Origin of the sequence: Bacillus sp. FSL E2-8887, from assembly GCF_038007205.1 — a bacterium.
GTDB lineage: Bacteria > Bacillota > Bacilli > Bacillales > Bacillaceae_G > Bacillus_A > Bacillus_A mycoides.
Genome location: NZ_JBBOWS010000001.1, coordinates 5,149,949 through 5,166,001, shown reverse-complemented (window position 1 = coordinate 5,166,001; position 16,053 = coordinate 5,149,949). Strand labels below are relative to the sequence as shown.

Here is a 16,053-nt window from a genome sequence, read left to right as displayed (position 1 = left end):
CGCCTCCTACTTGCGCTTAATTTTGTTCAATTCGTAATCGCTCACGGATTAAGGTTGCTCTTCGATAATCTCTTTCTTCTGGTCCTAAAGGTCCTCCTGCATATTGTTGCAAAATGCCTGGCTGAGTGAGAACCATTAACTCAGTTAAAATATTTCTCGATATACCTTGTATATATCCTAAGTCAATACCAAGCCGTACATCTGATAAGCAAGTGGCTGCTTCTGCAGATTGAATTAAACGACTGTTAGCTAGTATTCCGTAAGAACGATATACTTTATCTTCAAGCTCAATGCTTGAATTTTGTACAATTAATTCTCTAGCCGTTTTTTCTTGATGGATGATTTGTTGAATGACACTCTTTAAATCTGCAATAATATCTTCTTCTGATTTCCCTAGTGTCATTTGATTTGACACTTGAAATATATTACCTAACGCTTCGCTACCTTCACCGTATATTCCTCTTACTACTAACCCTAATTTTTGAATTACTTGTATAATACGGTTAATTCTTTTCGTTAAAACCAGTCCCGGCAAATGAATCATTACCGAAGCCCTTAATCCTGTACCGACGTTAGTGGGGCAACTCGTAATATATCCAAGCGATTCATCAAAAGCATATTCAACCTGCTCCTCGATCCAATTATCTATTTGATTGGCACTTTGAAGCGCCTCTGATAACTGTAAACCTGAAAATAGGCACTGAATCCTAACATGATCCTCTTCATTAAGCATGATACTTATATGTTCACTTTCTGATAGTAGGCATGCTCCGTATTCTGTTCCTGCAAGATTTGGACTAATTAAATGCTTCTCAACTAAAACTCTCCTTTGAAGAGGATTTAATTCATTCATTTTTAATAGTTCAAACTCCCCAAAAGGTTCTACAGGTTTTTTTATAAACTTCTTCTTAAATAACTCATGAATCTGCTTAGCTTCTTCCTCGTTTTGCATAGTAGAGAATTGATATTTTTTAAAATTACGAGCCAAACGAATTCGACTACTTAAAACAATATCAGAATCAGGGCCATCTCCCTTCATCCATGGACTAATCGCTTCATTCATGATTCTGTCCAGTGACATAGAACTATTCCCCCTCTCTATGCTCACTAAGCTGATTTACAAGACCTCGAATTTTATCTCGTACTTCAGCCGCTTTCTCAAATTCCTCTTTCTGTACATATTGTTTCAGATTGAGTTTTAGTTCATCTAATTCTTTCTTTAAGTAGATATTTCCTTCTATACGTTCAGGAATTTTTCCACAATGATCCGTATGCCCACCGTGAAGACGTTTTAACAATGGTTTTAAGTGCCCCTTAAATGTATCGTAACAAGAAGCACATCCAAAGCGTCCCACTTTTGTAAATTGTTCATATGTCATCTTACAATTCGGACATCTTGATATATTTGTATTTGAAAATGCATCTTGCCCTTCTTCAAACATTGCCGGTTCACTATGCAATAATCCGGCTAATAGGTCATGGAATGAAAAATTAGACTGCGGTGATTGAAAGAAAGACGTATAGCCACTTTGTTCTGCACATTGCTCGCAAAGATGAACTTCCGCCTTTTTTCCGTTGATTACTTTTGTATAATGTAAAGTTGCTGGTCTTATATTACAGTTTTGACAAGTCATCGCTATCCCCCACCTTTACAACAGGAACGATCTATCCCATGATACTTTTCATACATTACTAGATTGTTCTCTTTCCTTAATCCATTTAGTAAAAGCACATGTCATCTTTCAAAATCCCTACAATATTAAACTGCATTATCTTAGCTATCATTCTTAACAAAAGTTATATTTATTTATATTTCAGTGTTCTTAACATTGCGCATAATATTCGAGCCCTAAGTTCATCTCGAGAAGGAACATCCATTAATAATACAGAACGATCTAGTACGCTTAACATAAGTTTAGCTTCACGATTTGTTATAATACCCTCTTCTATTAAACGTATAATCATGCTTTCTGCATTTCCTTGTGCAACGCTATGATCAATCATATGAAGCATTTGATCAATAATGTCTATATCATCATGCAGTTTGACTTTTATAATGCGAATGTAACCTCCTCCACCTCGTTTACTTTCTACTACGAATCCTCTTTCTAACGTAAAACGGGTATTGATTACATAGTTGATTTGAGACGGCACACAATCGAATCGATCAGCGACCTCATTCCTCTTGATTTCAATCGCATTATTATTGCTTAAGTCAATAACTTGCTTTAGATATTTCTCAATGATATCAGATATATTTCTCATTTATCCGCCACCTTTATTGACTTTGACTATCTTTGACTTTAATTATATACGTATTAAAAAAATTTGCAACTCTTTTGCTTATTCACTATCCTAGCCACATTTCCCTGTCTTTAATCAAAAGGACGATTCTTTAAGTAAAGATTTTTTAAATTACTATGAATTGTAAAAAGAAACACGAAAAAACACAAGTCAAAAGACTTGTGTTTTTATTTTGCTTGGCGACGTCCTACTCTCACAGGGACAAGGTCCCAACTACCATCGGCGCTAGAGAGCTTAACTTCCGTGTTCGGTATGGGAACGGGTGTGACCTCTCTGCCATCATCACCAAACTGATGAAGGTATATTCCTTCAAAACTAGATAACATTGCTTCATATTATATGGTTAAGTCCTCGATCTATTAGTATTCGTCAGCTCCACATGTCACCATGCTTCCACCTCGAACCTATCAACCTGATCATCTTTCAGGGATCTTACTAGCTTACGCTATGGGAAATCTCATCTTGAGGGGGCTTCATGCTTAGATGCTTTCAGCACTTATCCCTTCCGCACATAGCTACCCAGCTATGCCCTTGGCAGAACAACTGGTACACCAGCGGTGCGTCCATCCCGGTCCTCTCGTACTAAGGACAGCTCCTCTCAAATTTCCTGCGCCCACGACGGATAGGGACCGAACTGTCTCACGACGTTCTGAACCCAGCTCGCGTACCGCTTTAATGGGCGAACAGCCCAACCCTTGGGACCGACTACAGCCCCAGGATGCGATGAGCCGACATCGAGGTGCCAAACCTCCCCGTCGATGTGGACTCTTGGGGGAGATAAGCCTGTTATCCCCGGGGTAGCTTTTATCCGTTGAGCGATGGCCCTTCCATGCGGAACCACCGGATCACTAAGCCCGACTTTCGTCCCTGCTCGACTTGTAGGTCTCGCAGTCAAGCTCCCTTATGCCTTTGCACTCTACGAATGATTTCCAACCATTCTGAGGGAACCTTTGGGCGCCTCCGTTACACTTTAGGAGGCGACCGCCCCAGTCAAACTGCCCACCTGACACTGTCTCCCGGGTCGATGAGACCCGTAGGTTAGAATTTCAATACAGTCAGGGCGGTATCCCACCAGCGCCTCCACCGAAGCTAGCGCTCCGGTTTCAATGGCTCCCGCCTATCCTGTACAAACTGTACCAAAATTCAATATCAGGCTACAGTAAAGCTCCACGGGGTCTTTCCGTCCTGTCGCGGGTAACCTGCATCTTCACAGGTACTATAATTTCACCGAGTCTCTGGTTGAGACAGTGCCCAAATCGTTACACCTTTCGTGCGGGTCGGAACTTACCCGACAAGGAATTTCGCTACCTTAGGACCGTTATAGTTACGGCCGCCGTTTACTGGGGCTTCAGTTCAGAGCTTCGCTTACGCTAACCCCTCTCCTTAACCTTCCAGCACCGGGCAGGTGTCAGCCCCTATACTTCGCCTTACGGCTTCGCAGAGACCTGTGTTTTTGCTAAACAGTCGCTTGGGCCTATTCACTGCGGCTTTCCGTTAAGAAAGCACCCCTTCTCCCGAAGTTACGGGGTCATTTTGCCGAGTTCCTTAACCAGAGTTCTCTCGCACACCTTAGGATTCTCTCCTCGCCTACCTGTGTCGGTTTGCGGTACAGGCACCTTTTATCTCGCTAGAAGCTTTTCTTGGCAGCGGGGAATCAAAGACTTCGCTCCATAAGGAGCTTCCCCATCACAGCTCAGCCTTCACGATAAGCGGATTTGCCTACTTATCAGCCTAACTGCTTGGACGTGCACAACCAATCGCACGCTTCTTCTATCCTTCTGCGTCCCTCCATTGCTCAAACGATAAAGAGGTGGTACAGGAATATCAACCTGTTGTCCATCGCCTACGCCTGTCGGCCTCGGCTTAGGTCCTGACTAACCCTGAGCGGACGAGCCTTCCTCAGGAAACCTTAGGCATTCGGTGGACGGGATTCTCACCCGTCTTTCGCTACTCATACCGGCATTCTCACTTCTAAGCGCTCCACCAGTCCTTCCGGTCTGACTTCACTGCACTTAGAACGCTCCCCTACCACTGATACCATTGGTATCAATTCGCAGCTTCGGTGGTGTATTTAGCCCCGGTACATTTTCGGCGCAGAGTCACTCGACTAGTGAGCTATTACGCACTCTTTAAATGGTGGCTGCTTCTGAGCCAACATCCTAGTTGTCTAAGCAACTCCACATCCTTTTCCACTTAATACACACTTTGGGACCTTAGCTGGCGATCTGGGCTGTTTCCCTCTTGACTACGGATCTTATCACTCGCAGTCTGACTCCTAAGGATAAGTCATTGGCATTCGGAGTTTGACTGAATTCGGTAATCCGATGAGGACCCCTAGTTCAATCAGTGCTCTACCTCCAAGACTCTTACACTTAAGGCTAGCCCTAAAGCTATTTCGGGGAGAACCAGCTATCTCCAGGTTCGATTGGAATTTCTCCGCTACCCACACCTCATCCCCGCACTTTTCAACGTGCGTGGGTTCGGGCCTCCATTCAGTGTTACCTGAACTTCACCCTGGACATGGGTAGATCACCTGGTTTCGGGTCTACGACCACGTACTAAACGCCCTATTCAGACTCGCTTTCGCTGCGGCTCCGCCTCTTCAGCTTAACCTCGCACGGGATCGTAACTCGCCGGTTCATTCTACAAAAGGCACGCCATCACCCATTAACGGGCTCTGACTATTTGTAGGCACACGGTTTCAGGATCTCTTTCACTCCCCTTCCGGGGTGCTTTTCACCTTTCCCTCACGGTACTGGTTCACTATCGATCACTAGGGAGTATTTAGCCTTGGGAGATGGTCCTCCCAGATTCCGACGGAATTTCACGTGTTCCGCCGTACTCAGGATACATTCAAGAGAGAACGAAGTTTCGACTACGGGGTTATTACCCTCTGTGACGGACCTTTCCAGGTCGCTTCGTCTACCTCGTTCCTTTGTAACTCCGTATAGAATGTCCTACAACCCCAAGAGGCAAGCCTCTTGGTTTGGGCTAGATTCCGTTTCGCTCGCCGCTACTCAGGAAATCGCATTTGCTTTCTCTTCCTCCAGGTACTTAGATGTTTCAGTTCCCTGGGTCTGTCTTCCATACCCTATGTATTCAGGTAAGGATACCATACCATTACGTATAGTGGGTTTCCCCATTCGGAAATCTTCGGATCAAAGCTTACTTACAGCTCCCCGAAGCATATCGGCGTTAGTCCCGTCCTTCATCGACTCCTAGTGTCAAGGCATCCACCGTGCGCCCTTTCTAACTTAACCAAACTAAAATTAAAAAAATATGAGCTACACTGTTATCTAGTTTTCAAAGAACATACATTTAAACTTGAGAGATAGTTCTCTCAAAACTGAACGAAACAAAACAAGTCAACGTTTATTGATGAACTGCGTTCATCAATTCTCCATAGAAAGGAGGTGATCCAGCCGCACCTTCCGATACGGCTACCTTGTTACGACTTCACCCCAATCATCTGTCCCACCTTAGGCGGCTGGCTCCATAAAGGTTACCCCACCGACTTCGGGTGTTACAAACTCTCGTGGTGTGACGGGCGGTGTGTACAAGGCCCGGGAACGTATTCACCGCGGCATGCTGATCCGCGATTACTAGCGATTCCAGCTTCATGTAGGCGAGTTGCAGCCTACAATCCGAACTGAGAACGGTTTTATGAGATTAGCTCCACCTCGCGGTCTTGCAGCTCTTTGTACCGTCCATTGTAGCACGTGTGTAGCCCAGGTCATAAGGGGCATGATGATTTGACGTCATCCCCACCTTCCTCCGGTTTGTCACCGGCAGTCACCTTAGAGTGCCCAACTTAATGATGGCAACTAAGATCAAGGGTTGCGCTCGTTGCGGGACTTAACCCAACATCTCACGACACGAGCTGACGACAACCATGCACCACCTGTCACTCTGCTCCCGAAGGAGAAGCTCTATCTCTAGAGTTTTCAGAGGATGTCAAGACCTGGTAAGGTTCTTCGCGTTGCTTCGAATTAAACCACATGCTCCACCGCTTGTGCGGGCCCCCGTCAATTCCTTTGAGTTTCAGCCTTGCGGCCGTACTCCCCAGGCGGAGTGCTTAATGCGTTAACTTCAGCACTAAAGGGCGGAAACCCTCTAACACTTAGCACTCATCGTTTACGGCGTGGACTACCAGGGTATCTAATCCTGTTTGCTCCCCACGCTTTCGCGCCTCAGTGTCAGTTACAGACCAGAAAGTCGCCTTCGCCACTGGTGTTCCTCCATATCTCTACGCATTTCACCGCTACACATGGAATTCCACTTTCCTCTTCTGCACTCAAGTCTCCCAGTTTCCAATGACCCCACGGTTGAGCCGTGGGCTTTCACATCAGACTTAAGAAACCACCTGCGCGCGCTTTACGCCCAATAATTCCGGATAACGCTTGCCACCTACGTATTACCGCGGCTGCTGGCACGTAGTTAGCCGTGGCTTTCTGGTTAGGTACCGTCAAGGTGCCAGCTTATTCAACTAGCACTTGTTCTTCCCTAACAACAGAGTTTTACGACCCGAAAGCCTTCATCACTCACGCGGCGTTGCTCCGTCAGACTTTCGTCCATTGCGGAAGATTCCCTACTGCTGCCTCCCGTAGGAGTCTGGGCCGTGTCTCAGTCCCAGTGTGGCCGATCACCCTCTCAGGTCGGCTACGCATCGTCGCCTTGGTGAGCCGTTACCTCACCAACTAGCTAATGCGACGCGGGTCCATCCATAAGTGACAGCCGAAGCCGCCTTTCAATTTCGAACTATGCAGTTCAAAATATTATCCGGTATTAGCCCCGGTTTCCCGGAGTTATCCCAGTCTTATGGGTAGGTTACCCACGTGTTACTCACCCGTCCGCCGCTAACTTCATAAGAGCAAGCTCTTAATCCATTCGCTCGACTTGCATGTATTAGGCACGCCGCCAGCGTTCATCCTGAGCCAGGATCAAACTCTCCAATAAAGTTAGTTTGTCTAGCATCTAAAAATAAAAATTGACGTTTACGTTGTTTGTTTCGTTCAGTTTTCAAAGAACTTTTTTGGTGGAGCCTAGCGGGATCGAACCGCTGACCTCCTGCGTGCAAGGCAGGCGCTCTCCCAGCTGAGCTAAGGCCCCAAACAAGTATCGGGAAGACAGGATTTGAACCTGCGACCCCCTGGTCCCAAACCAGGTGCTCTACCAAGCTGAGCCACTTCCCGAAAGAAAACGCGCCCGAGAGGAGTCGAACCCCTAACCTCTTGATCCGTAGTCAAACGCTCTATCCAATTGAGCTACGGGCGCATATGGTGCCGAGGGCGGGGGTCGAACCCGCACGGTGGTCACCCACCGCAGGATTTTAAGTCCTGTGCGTCTGCCTGTTCCGCCACCCCGGCATGTCATACTGAAAATTGGAGCGGAAGACGGGATTCGAACCCGCGACCCCAACCTTGGCAAGGTTGTATTCTACCACTGAACTACTTCCGCAAGACATGTTTGAGTTATTTTATTAAAAGTGCGGGTGAAGGGAGTCGAACCCCCACGCCAAAGGCGCTAGATCCTAAGTCTAGTGCGTCTGCCAATTCCGCCACACCCGCATATTTCATTAAAATGGTGAGCCATGAAGGATTCGAACCTTCGACCCTCTGATTAAAAGTCAGATGCTCTACCAACTGAGCTAATGGCTCTTGCAATAAAAACTGGTGCCGACTAGAGGACTTGAACCCCCAACCTACTGATTACAAGTCAGTTGCTCTACCAATTGAGCTAAGTCGGCTAAATGGTGGAGGATGACGGGATCGAACCGCCGACCCCCTGCTTGTAAGGCAGGTGCTCTCCCAGCTGAGCTAATCCTCCGAATTGCCTGGCAACGTCCTACTCTCACAGGGACAAGGTCCCAACTACCATCGGCGCTAGAGAGCTTAACTTCCGTGTTCGGTATGGGAACGGGTGTGGCCTCTCTGCCATCATTACCAGACTGTATTCATTTAAGACAAGAATTATTATAACTTATTTACTTTTAAAAGTCAATAAGTTTTTTATATTCTTTCAAAACTAGATAACAGTGCTTCATATTATATGGTTAAGTCCTCGATCTATTAGTATTCGTCAGCTCCACATGTCACCATGCTTCCACCTCGAACCTATCAACCTGATCATCTTTCAGGGATCTTACTAGCTTACGCTATGGGAAATCTCATCTTGAGGGGGCTTCATGCTTAGATGCTTTCAGCACTTATCCCTTCCGCACATAGCTACCCAGCTATGCCCTTGGCAGAACAACTGGTACACCAGCGGTGCGTCCATCCCGGTCCTCTCGTACTAAGGACAGCTCCTCTCAAATTTCCTGCGCCCACGACGGATAGGGACCGAACTGTCTCACGACGTTCTGAACCCAGCTCGCGTACCGCTTTAATGGGCGAACAGCCCAACCCTTGGGACCGACTACAGCCCCAGGATGCGATGAGCCGACATCGAGGTGCCAAACCTCCCCGTCGATGTGGACTCTTGGGGGAGATAAGCCTGTTATCCCCGGGGTAGCTTTTATCCGTTGAGCGATGGCCCTTCCATGCGGAACCACCGGATCACTAAGCCCGACTTTCGTCCCTGCTCGACTTGTAGGTCTCGCAGTCAAGCTCCCTTATGCCTTTGCACTCTACGAATGATTTCCAACCATTCTGAGGGAACCTTTGGGCGCCTCCGTTACACTTTAGGAGGCGACCGCCCCAGTCAAACTGCCCACCTGACACTGTCTCCCGGGTCGATGAGACCCGTAGGTTAGAATTTCAATACAGTCAGGGCGGTATCCCACCAGCGCCTCCACCGAAGCTAGCGCTCCGGTTTCAATGGCTCCCGCCTATCCTGTACAAACTGTACCAAAATTCAATATCAGGCTACAGTAAAGCTCCACGGGGTCTTTCCGTCCTGTCGCGGGTAACCTGCATCTTCACAGGTACTATAATTTCACCGAGTCTCTGGTTGAGACAGTGCCCAAATCGTTACACCTTTCGTGCGGGTCGGAACTTACCCGACAAGGAATTTCGCTACCTTAGGACCGTTATAGTTACGGCCGCCGTTTACTGGGGCTTCAGTTCAGAGCTTCGCTTACGCTAACCCCTCTCCTTAACCTTCCAGCACCGGGCAGGTGTCAGCCCCTATACTTCGCCTTACGGCTTCGCAGAGACCTGTGTTTTTGCTAAACAGTCGCTTGGGCCTATTCACTGCGGCTTTCCGTTAAGAAAGCACCCCTTCTCCCGAAGTTACGGGGTCATTTTGCCGAGTTCCTTAACCAGAGTTCTCTCGCACACCTTAGGATTCTCTCCTCGCCTACCTGTGTCGGTTTGCGGTACAGGCACCTTTTATCTCGCTAGAAGCTTTTCTTGGCAGCGGGGAATCAAAGACTTCGCTCCATAAGGAGCTTCCCCATCACAGCTCAGCCTTCACGATAAGCGGATTTGCCTACTTATCAGCCTAACTGCTTGGACGTGCACAACCAATCGCACGCTTCTTCTATCCTTCTGCGTCCCTCCATTGCTCAAACGATAAAGAGGTGGTACAGGAATATCAACCTGTTGTCCATCGCCTACGCCTGTCGGCCTCGGCTTAGGTCCTGACTAACCCTGAGCGGACGAGCCTTCCTCAGGAAACCTTAGGCATTCGGTGGACGGGATTCTCACCCGTCTTTCGCTACTCATACCGGCATTCTCACTTCTAAGCGCTCCACCAGTCCTTCCGGTCTGACTTCACTGCACTTAGAACGCTCCCCTACCACTGATACCATTGGTATCAATTCGCAGCTTCGGTGGTGTATTTAGCCCCGGTACATTTTCGGCGCAGAGTCACTCGACTAGTGAGCTATTACGCACTCTTTAAATGGTGGCTGCTTCTGAGCCAACATCCTAGTTGTCTAAGCAACTCCACATCCTTTTCCACTTAATACACACTTTGGGACCTTAGCTGGCGATCTGGGCTGTTTCCCTCTTGACTACGGATCTTATCACTCGCAGTCTGACTCCTAAGGATAAGTCATTGGCATTCGGAGTTTGACTGAATTCGGTAATCCGATGAGGACCCCTAGTTCAATCAGTGCTCTACCTCCAAGACTCTTACACTTAAGGCTAGCCCTAAAGCTATTTCGGGGAGAACCAGCTATCTCCAGGTTCGATTGGAATTTCTCCGCTACCCACACCTCATCCCCGCACTTTTCAACGTGCGTGGGTTCGGGCCTCCATTCAGTGTTACCTGAACTTCACCCTGGACATGGGTAGATCACCTGGTTTCGGGTCTACGACCACGTACTAAACGCCCTATTCAGACTCGCTTTCGCTGCGGCTCCGCCTCTTCAGCTTAACCTCGCACGGGATCGTAACTCGCCGGTTCATTCTACAAAAGGCACGCCATCACCCATTAACGGGCTCTGACTATTTGTAGGCACACGGTTTCAGGATCTCTTTCACTCCCCTTCCGGGGTGCTTTTCACCTTTCCCTCACGGTACTGGTTCACTATCGATCACTAGGGAGTATTTAGCCTTGGGAGATGGTCCTCCCAGATTCCGACGGAATTTCACGTGTTCCGCCGTACTCAGGATACATTCAAGAGAGAACGAAGTTTCGACTACGGGGTTATTACCCTCTGTGACGGACCTTTCCAGGTCGCTTCGTCTACCTCGTTCCTTTGTAACTCCGTATAGAATGTCCTACAACCCCAAGAGGCAAGCCTCTTGGTTTGGGCTAGATTCCGTTTCGCTCGCCGCTACTCAGGAAATCGCATTTGCTTTCTCTTCCTCCAGGTACTTAGATGTTTCAGTTCCCTGGGTCTGTCTTCCATACCCTATGTATTCAGGTAAGGATACCATACCATTACGTATAGTGGGTTTCCCCATTCGGAAATCTTCGGATCAAAGCTTACTTACAGCTCCCCGAAGCATATCGGCGTTAGTCCCGTCCTTCATCGACTCCTAGTGTCAAGGCATCCACCGTGCGCCCTTTCTAACTTAACCAAACTAAAATTAAAAAAATATGAGCTACACTGTTATCTAGTTTTCAAAGAACATACATTTAAACTTGAGAGATAGTTCTCTCAAAACTGAACGAAACAAAACAAGTCAACGTTTATTGATGAACTGCGTTCATCAATTCTCCATAGAAAGGAGGTGATCCAGCCGCACCTTCCGATACGGCTACCTTGTTACGACTTCACCCCAATCATCTGTCCCACCTTAGGCGGTTGGCTCCATAAAGGTTACCCCACCGACTTCGGGTGTTACAAACTCTCGTGGTGTGACGGGCGGTGTGTACAAGGCCCGGGAACGTATTCACCGCGGCATGCTGATCCGCGATTACTAGCGATTCCAGCTTCATGTAGGCGAGTTGCAGCCTACAATCCGAACTGAGAACGGTTTTATGAGATTAGCTCCACCTCGCGGTCTTGCAGCTCTTTGTACCGTCCATTGTAGCACGTGTGTAGCCCAGGTCATAAGGGGCATGATGATTTGACGTCATCCCCACCTTCCTCCGGTTTGTCACCGGCAGTCACCTTAGAGTGCCCAACTTAATGATGGCAACTAAGATCAAGGGTTGCGCTCGTTGCGGGACTTAACCCAACATCTCACGACACGAGCTGACGACAACCATGCACCACCTGTCACTCTGCTCCCGAAGGAGAAGCTCTATCTCTAGAGTTTTCAGAGGATGTCAAGACCTGGTAAGGTTCTTCGCGTTGCTTCGAATTAAACCACATGCTCCACCGCTTGTGCGGGCCCCCGTCAATTCCTTTGAGTTTCAGCCTTGCGGCCGTACTCCCCAGGCGGAGTGCTTAATGCGTTAACTTCAGCACTAAAGGGCGGAAACCCTCTAACACTTAGCACTCATCGTTTACGGCGTGGACTACCAGGGTATCTAATCCTGTTTGCTCCCCACGCTTTCGCGCCTCAGTGTCAGTTACAGACCAGAAAGTCGCCTTCGCCACTGGTGTTCCTCCATATCTCTACGCATTTCACCGCTACACATGGAATTCCACTTTCCTCTTCTGCACTCAAGTCTCCCAGTTTCCAATGACCCTCCACGGTTGAGCCGTGGGCTTTCACATCAGACTTAAGAAACCACCTGCGCGCGCTTTACGCCCAATAATTCCGGATAACGCTTGCCACCTACGTATTACCGCGGCTGCTGGCACGTAGTTAGCCGTGGCTTTCTGGTTAGGTACCGTCAAGGTGCCAGCTTATTCAACTAGCACTTGTTCTTCCCTAACAACAGAGTTTTACGACCCGAAAGCCTTCATCACTCACGCGGCGTTGCTCCGTCAGACTTTCGTCCATTGCGGAAGATTCCCTACTGCTGCCTCCCGTAGGAGTCTGGGCCGTGTCTCAGTCCCAGTGTGGCCGATCACCCTCTCAGGTCGGCTACGCATCGTCGCCTTGGTGAGCCGTTACCTCACCAACTAGCTAATGCGACGCGGGTCCATCCATAAGTGACAGCCGAAGCCGCCTTTCAATTTCGAACTATGCAGTTCAAAATATTATCCGGTATTAGCCCCGGTTTCCCGGAGTTATCCCAGTCTTATGGGTAGGTTACCCACGTGTTACTCACCCGTCCGCCGCTAACTTCATAAGAGCAAGCTCTTAATCCGTTCGCTCGACTTGCATGTATTAGGCACGCCGCCAGCGTTCATCCTGAGCCAGGATCAAACTCTCCAATAAAGTTAGTTTGTCTAGCATCTAAAAATAAAAATTGACGTTCACGTTGTTTGTTTCGTTCAGTTTTCAAAGAACTACTTAGTCGCTCATTTGCGACTTCCTTATGTTAACATCTTCATTTTTCGATGTCAACTAAGTTTTTCAATTTCTTTTTTGTCGTTTTCTGCGTTTCCGCATCAGCGACGGTTATTAATATATCATGTAGAAAAATGAAATGCAATAGTTTTTCTAATAAAATTTTTAACTTAGTAAAAAAGCATAAAAACAGCAACTTTCTTCTATATAAGTATAGTTTTTTAATCTGGCATCCACTTAACGAGCAATAATCTCGCTTTCCTTTTAATAGAAGGTTTCTCTCCCCTCAAATAAAGAAATAAAAAAAGCTTTGGAGAAATCTCCAAAGCTTAGTCTTGTTTATGGCGCATAGCTGGGAATAATAGTACGTCACGAATAGATGGTGCGTTTGTTAATAACATAACAAGACGATCAATACCGATTCCTAACCCACCCGTAGGAGGCATACCGTACTCAAGAGCTTCGATATAATCATCATCCATCATGTGAGCTTCGTCATTACCTTGCTCGCGCTCTTTTAGTTGAGCTTCAAAACGTTCTTTTTGATCGATTGGATCATTTAACTCAGTGAATGCATTTGCATGTTCACGCGCAACGATAAATAACTCGAAACGATCTGTGAATCGTGGATCTTCGTCATTCTTTTTCGCAAGTGGCGAAATTTCTACCGGATGACCGTAAATAAATGTTGGTTGGATTAATTTATCTTCTACTTTTTGTTCGAAGAACTCATTAATAATATGACCAACTTCCATTGTATTCTTAATTTCCACATTATGTTCTTTTGCAAGTTCACGCGCTTCTTCTACACTCATTGGATTCCAGAAATCTGCTCCAGAGTGTTGCTTAATTGCATCTACCATATGAAGACGTGTCCATTCTGGCTCTAGATTAATTTCATAATCACCATATTGGATTGTTGTTGTACCCAATACTTTTTTCGCGATATGAGCAACCATATTTTCTGTTAGTTTCATAATATCATTATAATCAGCGTACGCTTCATATAATTCAATCATCGTAAACTCAGGGTTATGACGAGTTGATACACCCTCATTACGGAATACACGGCCGATCTCATAAACCTTTTCTAATCCACCCACAATAAGACGTTTTAAATGAAGTTCAATTGCGATACGCATATATAATTCCATATCTAACGCATTATGGTGTGTAGTGAAAGGACGAGCAGACGCTCCACCTGCAATCGCGTGCATCATAGGCGTTTCCACTTCAAGATAACCGTTGTCATCTAAATATCTTCTCATTTCACGAATGATTTTACTACGGGTAACGAACGTTTCACGGCTTTCCATACTTGTAATTAAGTCCAAGTAACGTTGACGATAGCGTTGTTCAACATCTTTTAATCCATGGTATTTATCCGGTAATGGACGAAGGGATTTCGTTAAAAGTGTAAATCCTATTGCTTTTACTGAAAGTTCTCCAACGTTTGTTTTGAACACTTTACCTTCAATACCTACTAAGTCACCTAAATCTGCTGTCGTAAATAACTCGTACTCTTCATCTCCAACAGTATCTTTACGAACATAAATTTGAACTTGCCCCTGTAAATCTTGAATATGCGCAAATCCCGCTTTTCCTTTACCGCGTTTTGTCATAATACGACCAGCGATAGAAACAGTGATTTCTTTCTCTTCTAATTCTTCTTTAGAGAATTCTCCATATAGACTCACTAAGTCAGTTGTTGAATTTGTGCGTTCAAATCGTTTACCGAACGGATCGATTCCTTGCTCACGTAAATTATGTAGCTTTTCACGACGAACAAGCAATTGGTCGTTTAATTCTTCGTGGTTCATGTTATCCATGATATTAATATCACTCCAGCTCTATTAATTTTTACAATATATACAGTATAGCATTTTCTACTCAACTAGAAAAACTGCCAGCAGCTAACTGGCAGTTCTTCTTTCTTTCACGTAATTATAGGAAGTGTATAGAAGAATGTCAATCTCCTATGCCCCCTTATTAACCAACATAAATTGTTTGTTGTTTCGCTTCTACTTCTTCTACAAATGCACCTAATACATTCGCAAGGTCTTCACGTGTGTCGCAAGTATTGATACCATTACGCACACTCGCATTACCACGAACACCTTTTAAATACCAAGCTGCATGCTTTCTCATCTCTCTTACGGCAACATTTTCGTTCTTTAAATCGATAAGACGATCTAGATGCAACATACATACATCAATTTTCTCACGCACTGTTGGTTCCGGCATTAACTCACCTGTCTCTAAATACTTTACCGTACGATAAATCATCCACGGATCTCCAAGAGCAGCGCGACCAATCATAACACCATCTACACCAATTTCATCAAGCATACGCTTTGCATCTTGTGGTGTTTCGACATCACCATTTCCGATAACCGGAATATTTACAGCCTGCTTTACTTGTTTAATAATATTCCAATCCGCTTTACCTTCATACATTTGCACTCGTGTACGCCCATGAACAGCTATCGCTTGTCCACCAGCACGCTCAACAGCTCTAGCATTTTCTATTGCGAAAATATGTTCTTCATCCCAACCAATACGCATTTTAACTGTAACTGGCTTTTCAACAGCATCTACAACCGCCGCTACCATCTCATATATTTTATTTGGGTCTAAAAGCCACTTTGCTCCTGCATCACACTTAGTGATTTTCGGTACTGGGCACCCCATATTAATATCAATAATGTCTGCTGTCGTATATTTATCTACGTATTTCGCAGCATCTACAAGAGTTTCTTTCTCTCCACCAAAAATTTGTAAACTTAATGGCTTTTCTCTCTCATCGATATATAACATATCTAATGTTCTTTTGTTATTAAGTAATATTGCCTTATCACTTACCATTTCAGCACAAACTAAACCTGCACCAAATTCTTTTACCGTCAAACGGAATGCAGAGTTACACACTCCCGCCATCGGTGCTAGTACAACTGGATTTTTCATCTCAATATTTGCAATCTTTAACACCCGACTTACTCCTTCCTTTACG

The 16,053-nt window shown here is 46.0% G+C and carries 5 protein-coding genes, 9 tRNA genes and 6 rRNA genes; all 20 read right to left on the bottom strand.

The window, feature by feature from the left end; genetic code table 11:
- Nucleotides 1-16: 16 nt before the first annotated feature.
- On the bottom strand, nucleotides 17-1,081 hold the full coding sequence (locus NSQ08_RS26635; RefSeq protein WP_002169332.1) for a protein arginine kinase: 1,065 nt from the start codon (nucleotides 1,079-1,081) through the stop codon (nucleotides 17-19).
- Nucleotides 1,082-1,085: 4 nt separating this feature from the next.
- Nucleotides 1,086-1,634 (bottom strand): UvrB/UvrC motif-containing protein, encoded by a 549-nt coding sequence (locus tag NSQ08_RS26630; RefSeq protein ID WP_002009823.1) that lies wholly within the window; start codon nucleotides 1,632-1,634, stop codon nucleotides 1,086-1,088.
- Between the two features lie 169 nt (nucleotides 1,635-1,803).
- Complete coding sequence (gene ctsR, locus NSQ08_RS26625) at nucleotides 1,804-2,265, bottom strand: transcriptional regulator CtsR (RefSeq protein ID WP_002029353.1); 462 nt, start codon at nucleotides 2,263-2,265, stop codon at nucleotides 1,804-1,806.
- Nucleotides 2,266-2,478: 213 nt separating this feature from the next.
- Nucleotides 2,479-2,594, bottom strand: a 5S ribosomal RNA gene (rrf, locus tag NSQ08_RS26620).
- Nucleotides 2,595-2,643: 49 nt separating this feature from the next.
- Nucleotides 2,644-5,564, bottom strand: a 23S ribosomal RNA gene (locus NSQ08_RS26615).
- A 146-nt stretch (nucleotides 5,565-5,710) separates the two neighbouring features.
- A 16S ribosomal RNA gene (locus NSQ08_RS26610) occupies nucleotides 5,711-7,260 on the bottom strand.
- A 77-nt stretch (nucleotides 7,261-7,337) separates the two neighbouring features.
- Nucleotides 7,338-7,413 (bottom strand) — tRNA-Ala (locus tag NSQ08_RS26605).
- 9 nt (nucleotides 7,414-7,422) lie between these two features.
- A tRNA-Pro gene (locus NSQ08_RS26600) sits at nucleotides 7,423-7,496 on the bottom strand.
- Nucleotides 7,497-7,504: 8 nt separating this feature from the next.
- A tRNA-Arg gene (locus NSQ08_RS26595) sits at nucleotides 7,505-7,578 on the bottom strand.
- 3 nt (nucleotides 7,579-7,581) lie between these two features.
- Nucleotides 7,582-7,670: transfer RNA gene (locus NSQ08_RS26590), tRNA-Leu, on the bottom strand.
- Nucleotides 7,671-7,686: 16 nt separating this feature from the next.
- Nucleotides 7,687-7,761 (bottom strand) — tRNA-Gly (locus tag NSQ08_RS26585).
- 29 nt (nucleotides 7,762-7,790) lie between these two features.
- A tRNA-Leu gene (locus NSQ08_RS26580) sits at nucleotides 7,791-7,871 on the bottom strand.
- A 14-nt stretch (nucleotides 7,872-7,885) separates the two neighbouring features.
- Nucleotides 7,886-7,961 (bottom strand) — tRNA-Lys (locus tag NSQ08_RS26575).
- A 13-nt stretch (nucleotides 7,962-7,974) separates the two neighbouring features.
- A tRNA-Thr gene (locus tag NSQ08_RS26570) sits at nucleotides 7,975-8,050 on the bottom strand.
- 4 nt (nucleotides 8,051-8,054) lie between these two features.
- A tRNA-Val gene (locus tag NSQ08_RS26565) sits at nucleotides 8,055-8,130 on the bottom strand.
- A gap of 5 nt (nucleotides 8,131-8,135) precedes the next feature.
- Nucleotides 8,136-8,251, bottom strand: a 5S ribosomal RNA gene (gene rrf / locus NSQ08_RS26560).
- Nucleotides 8,252-8,352: 101 nt separating this feature from the next.
- Nucleotides 8,353-11,273, bottom strand: a 23S ribosomal RNA gene (locus NSQ08_RS26555).
- Nucleotides 11,274-11,419: 146 nt separating this feature from the next.
- Nucleotides 11,420-12,971, bottom strand: a 16S ribosomal RNA gene (locus NSQ08_RS26550).
- Together the 16S, 23S and 5S rRNA genes with 9 tRNA genes alongside form the textbook arrangement of a ribosomal RNA operon.
- Before the next feature lie 401 nt (nucleotides 12,972-13,372).
- A complete protein-coding gene (gene lysS / locus NSQ08_RS26545; protein WP_002009709.1) occupies nucleotides 13,373-14,872 on the bottom strand; it encodes a lysine--tRNA ligase in 1,500 nt (499 codons plus the stop codon).
- Nucleotides 14,873-15,032: 160 nt separating this feature from the next.
- Nucleotides 15,033-16,031 carry a tRNA dihydrouridine synthase DusB gene (gene dusB, locus NSQ08_RS26540; RefSeq protein WP_002009708.1) on the bottom strand — a complete coding sequence of 333 codons (999 nt, stop codon included), beginning with the start codon at nucleotides 16,029-16,031 and terminating at the stop codon, nucleotides 15,033-15,035.
- Nucleotides 16,032-16,053: the final 22 nt, after the last annotated feature.